The 4,995-nt window shown below is 64.3% G+C and carries 3 protein-coding genes; 2 read left to right on the top strand and 1 reads right to left on the bottom strand.

Translation table 11 applies throughout. The features are described from left to right. Window positions 1-180: 180 nt before the first annotated feature. Together ACY69P_RS14165 and ACY69P_RS14160 are read left to right on the top strand one after the other, a co-directional pair. Window positions 181-1,386: a radical SAM protein gene (locus tag ACY69P_RS14165; protein WP_462327940.1), complete on the top strand. Its 1,206-nt coding sequence runs from the start codon at window positions 181-183 to the stop codon at window positions 1,384-1,386. Between the two features lie 436 nt (window positions 1,387-1,822). After that, window positions 1,823-2,962, top strand: coding sequence for a glycosyltransferase family 4 protein (locus tag ACY69P_RS14160; RefSeq protein ID WP_462327939.1), 1,140 nt, complete (start codon window positions 1,823-1,825; stop codon window positions 2,960-2,962). A 318-nt stretch (window positions 2,963-3,280) separates the two neighbouring features. On the opposite strand, the gene ACY69P_RS14155 is transcribed toward ACY69P_RS14160, so the two are convergent. Further along, the gene (locus ACY69P_RS14155; RefSeq protein WP_462327938.1) at window positions 3,281-4,864 is read right to left on the bottom strand and encodes a PP2C family protein-serine/threonine phosphatase; all 1,584 of its coding nucleotides are present in this window, start codon (window positions 4,862-4,864) and stop codon (window positions 3,281-3,283) included. Between the last annotated feature and the right edge of the window lie 131 nt (window positions 4,865-4,995).

Here is a 4,995-nt window from a genome sequence, read left to right as displayed (position 1 = left end):
TTGTCCGGTCTTGGCGCGTCCACGCCGCCCAAGGCCTCGCTCAGAGGCCCCTTGCCCGCTCAGTGCTCCGGCCTGTGCCGCCCCACGGCACCCGCGCATCCGCCGCCACCCGCCTGCACCGAACCCAACCACCCCACGCATCGATTGGACATTTTTTACCAAATATTGCACATACATCATATGAAACCAGATACACACAATCTCACGTGGGACATGACGCACGCATGCAATCTGCAGTGCGGCTACTGCTCCTTCCCGCACACCACGCCCCCGAAGCGCCCCCTGATTCCAACGGAAAAAGTTCAATCCTTTTTAGACGCAACGGGGAAGCAATGGGGCATCTTCATGACAGGCGGTGAGCCGCTTTTGTACCCCAATTTTTCCGAAGTCTGCCGCACACTGGCAAAGACGCACCGGCTGACCCTAGACACCAACCTCAGCCTGACGGAACAGGTGCGCGAATTGGCGGACACCGTACCGCCCGAGCGCGTGCAGGACATTCACGCCTCCCTGCATATTGAAGAGCGCGAACGCATCGGCGGGACGCAGCAATTCATCGACAACGTGCGCCTGCTGCGCAAGCGGGGCTTTCGGGTCAAGGTAAACTACGTGCTGCATCCCACCCTTGTCCGGCGCTACCCGGAGGATGCGCGGTTCTTCAAGCGCCACGGCATTACGCTGGTGCCGCGTCCCTTCAAGGGATTCCATGACGGCCACAAGTACCCCGCCGCCTACAGCTCCGCAGCCAAGCGCATCTTCGCGGGCACGCCGGATGCTGGCAGAAAAATGCTCTTCAACTTCAAGGGCGTGCCCTGCAATGCCGGACGGACGTTCATCCGCATGGAACCGGACGGAACGGTCTACCGCTGCTCCGGCGACATGACCATCATGGGCAACATCCTTGACGACGTCCGCCTGAACGACACGCCCGAGCCTTGCCGCGTGTCGCGCTGCCCCTGCCGGGGGCTGGATCATGTGGTGCTCAATGACGCGCAGCGTGCCATGGTGGAGGGGCTGCGCTACAGCCTCGTCAACGACACCTCAACGGCCAAAGCCGCCTTCACCCGCGCCCTGCTCCTGAATCCCTCGCTCTCCCCTGCCGCCAACAACCTTGGCGTCATCGAATTTGACCGCCAGAACCTGTCTGAAGCGGAGCGGCACTTTGCCATGGCGCTCAAAAACGAACCGGGCAACCCTACATTCACGGCAAACCTTGCGGCCACCCTTGCCGCCCTTGGCAAACGCGAGCAAGCCATCAGCATCTGCCGCGCCCTGCCGGAATACGGCGCCGGCGCACGCCTGACCAAAACGGCCCGCGCCATTGAGTGCGACGCCCCCTGCCCGCCGCCGCGCATAAGCCTTGCGCTGCACTCCTGCGGCGTGTGACCTGCCCTGCAAATTCATGCCGGACAAGGCCTGAACCAAGCCGCCTGCGTCACAGGTCCGGCCCCGCGCCCGCGCCCCCTGCCGCATCATGACCATGGCGCGCCGTGCGCCCAAGAAAGGGCGACTAGACGCGCTGCACGCATTGGCGTTACAGAAGAAAAAGCGTATGGCATTTTCATATGTTCTGGGCGACGGCGGCCCTGTGCGCAGGGCATCTGCCGTCACTTCCCGAGGGCAAACGAGGAGGTGCCCTCTCCCGGCATCGGCTCCCCGCGAGGGGGGCGCCCCTGCACCGACAGGTGGAACGGATTCTCGACAACCGCAAGCTCGCTCCCGAGCTTGCCCGCGCCTTCGAGCGCGGCGGCATATCCCGGCCCGCTCCGGCAAATGGCCCCGCGCCCGCCCGCGGCAACACAGCGGACACACAGCCACCGTTATGATGCGTCTAGCCTTCTACGCCCCGTTCAAGCCACTGAACCACGCCCGCATCTCCAGCGATGTGACCATCGCCCGCGACGCCATGGAATTCCTTGTCCGCAGTGGACACAGCACCTCGGTCATCTCGCCCCTTGAGACCACTTGGCTCTACTGGAAGCCGTGGCGCTGGCCCGACGCCCTGCTGGAGTACATCCTTGCGCGGCGGACGTGCAGTTCGCAGGGCATCCACGCATGGCTGACCTACCACAGTTTCTACAAATCTCCGGACCTGCTGGGACCGCGTCTGGCCCGCATGGGCCTGCCCTATTTCATCCTCTCCGGCGCCTACGCCGCAGAGCGCAAACGCTCGCCCAAGACCCTGCCCGGCGCTCTCCTGAACCTGCGCGCCCTGAAGGCGGCGGACCATATCTTCGTCAACACAAAGCCGGACATGGAGCCGCTCCAGCGCATCCTGCCGCCGGAGCGGTTAACCCAGATTCGTCCCGGCATTCCCGTGCGTCTGTTTCGGCCGGATATGCTGATGCGGCAAAAATACCGACGCCGCTGGGGCGCGCGGGAAAGCGTTGTCGTCACCACGGCGGCGGTGATGCGCCCGGGCGTCAAGGCAGACGGTGTGGAAACCGTCATCCGTGCCTGCGCCGCCCTGCGCGAAAAGGGCAAGGACATCATGCTCATCGTCACTGGCGACGGAAAGGAGCGGGACAGGCTAGAACGCCTTGCCGTCAACCTCATGCCCGGCAAGGTGCGCTTTTTGGGCATGATGCCGCGCGCCAAGCTGTACGAGGTCTTTAGCGGCTCGGATATTTTTGCCTTTCCCAGCCGTACCGAGGGACTTGGAATGGTGTATCTGGAGGCGCAAAGCTGCGGACTGCCCGTGGTCGCCACCGAGACCGCAGCCGCCAAGGAGGTAATCCGCGACGGTGAAACAGGCTGCATTGTCCCGGGCACGGACGAGGCGGCCTTTGGCGCGGCCATCGGTCACCTGGCGGATGACGCGCACCTGCGCTCACGCCTTGGCGCGGCGGCGCGGGAATACGTCCTGAACCACCACGACATCAGCGTCGCCTACGCCATCATGAACGACACCATGCAGGACATTGTGGACCGCCGCGGCCACTCGTGGAGCAAACGCGCCTGAATACAACTCCACCTCAGGCCCCCGCTCTACAAGGAAGCACACGCGGCGCATTCAGGGCCTAGCAAATACTCCGGACCCTGATGCAGTCCGCGCGGGAGTCCGCGCGTGGCTTATGAATGCAGGCTCAGACAATACCCCGGCGCAGGACAGCGCCGGAAGATGTGCAGGCAGAAGACATCTACCCGCGAAGGGCTTAAATTTTCCTACGGCGAAACACTGTTCGACCGCACTCAAGACCGCCCGCCGTGGCGGACGCAGGAGCCCGGCTGGATCCTCGACTGGCAGTTCGCCCGGATGCTCATCCGGCAACCCGTCTGGCTACGCGTCCGGGCGTTCGGCTGGCTTCTCGGCTGGCGTTCCAGCGGCGCGTACTACCGCCAGCGTCAAGTCGTCCCGGTGCGGGGCATCGAGGGTAAAGTCCTCCACGGCGTCCAGTATGGTTTGCGCCATTTCCGCCGCATTGCGGTGGGCGTTCCGGCGGATAACCTCTCGCAGGCGGGCTTTGCCGAATATCTCCCCATGGGGATTAACCGCCCCCCACAGCCCATGCCCCGTCACAAGCGCCACCTGCCCCGCATCCAGCCGCGCTCCCTCGGCCTCACGGCTCTCGGCGTCCCTCGCCGCCCCAAGAGGCGCGCCGCCGCCCGAAAGTTCGCGGAAAGAATCTGAGGCGGAGTCATAGACAAAAGCGGCGCCATGGCCTGTCCCCGCCCACGTCAGTTCACGGTCCGCCTCGCGCACCAGCAGCATGAACAGCCCCCGGACACGTCCGGTGCCGTGCGGATTCTTGGCCGCAAAGGCGTTTACTTCCCGCAGCACATCAGCCAGCGCCCCCGCATGCTCCAGACGCATGCGCGCCACAGCCCGTACCGACGCCATCAGTAGCGCTGCGCCAATGCCGCCACCCGTCACCTCGCCCATCACCACGCCAACGCGCGCGTTCTCCCCCGCCCCCACGCGGACAAAGTCGTAATACCCGCCGCCCATTTCGCCATGAAAGCGCCCCATGGCCGCCATGTCCAGCCCCGGCACCGAGGGCGGCGCATCGGGAAGCACAGCCTGCTGGACCTCGCGGGCCGTGCACATCCCCTCCACCAGCCGCATCCTGCCCCGCAGTGCCTCAATCATCCTATTGGTGTGCGCGGCAATAACGCCGAACTCGTCATTGGTCATGGCAGGCACCCACACGTCCAAATCGCCCTCGCTCACGCGGGCAAGGGCCTTGGTCTGGTTGCCAAACAGCAGCTTCACATTGCGGGAATCCGAACAGAGACGAGTCAACAGCACCACAAGGAACACGCCCATCACCACGGCAATATCCTTGAGCACCGCGTACGCCATATCCACGGGCGACGCGCCCTCCCCGGCCACATCCGCCAGCCAGACAAGGTCGCCCATGGTCACCAGCAGCAGAATGCAGGTCGCAAGTCCCCCGCCCACCATGGCCACAAAGGCAACGCGCCGCGCCAACGGCGAAAAATGCGCCGGAGCATGCATCAGGCCATAGGTGCGGGTGGCGCTGCGCACTACGCCGCGCTCTCGCGCAAGGGCAAGGTCCAGCGCCGCAAAGACCCCAACGGTCAGCATCCCCAGCACCACCTTGGACCCGCTGTAAAGAAACGAGAACCCAAACAGCACAGCGCCGCCAATCCCGGACGCCAGCCCCGCAATGACGTACAAGCCCAAATCCAGCCGAAACTGCCGCAGCGGCCGCAAGCGCACCGCGCTGCCATCCACAACAAGAGGCTCCAGCCACTGCCGCAGGCCTAAACACAACGCCAGTGGAAGACTAATCAGCACCGCCAGCTTCCAAACCGCAAGCCCCTCCAGAAGCGGGCAGACCTTGCCGCTGTACAGTGTGATGACAACTGCGGCAAACGCAGAATAAAGAGCCGCTCTCACAGGCACCTCCATGCACAAGACTCGCGCGGGGGAGATATGCATTCAGCATAACGGCATTTTGGGGCCGTGTACATCACGCCGGAGCCTTCTTTACAGCAGGCTGGCTGCGGGGCGGTGCCTGCTCCATGATT

The sequence above is a fragment of the Desulfobaculum sp. genome (genome assembly GCF_054921475.1).
Note: the sequence above shows the minus strand (reverse complement) of the source record. Positions and strands in the feature narration are given on the sequence as shown.

Excerpts from the sequence above, each read along its gene's own strand:
- ACY69P_RS14165 (WP_462327940.1), top strand. The coding sequence starts at position 181 with ATGAAACCAGATACACACAATCTCACGTGGGACATGACGCACGCATGC.
- ACY69P_RS14160 (WP_462327939.1), top strand. The coding sequence starts at position 1,823 with ATGATGCGTCTAGCCTTCTACGCCCCGTTCAAGCCACTGAACCACGCC.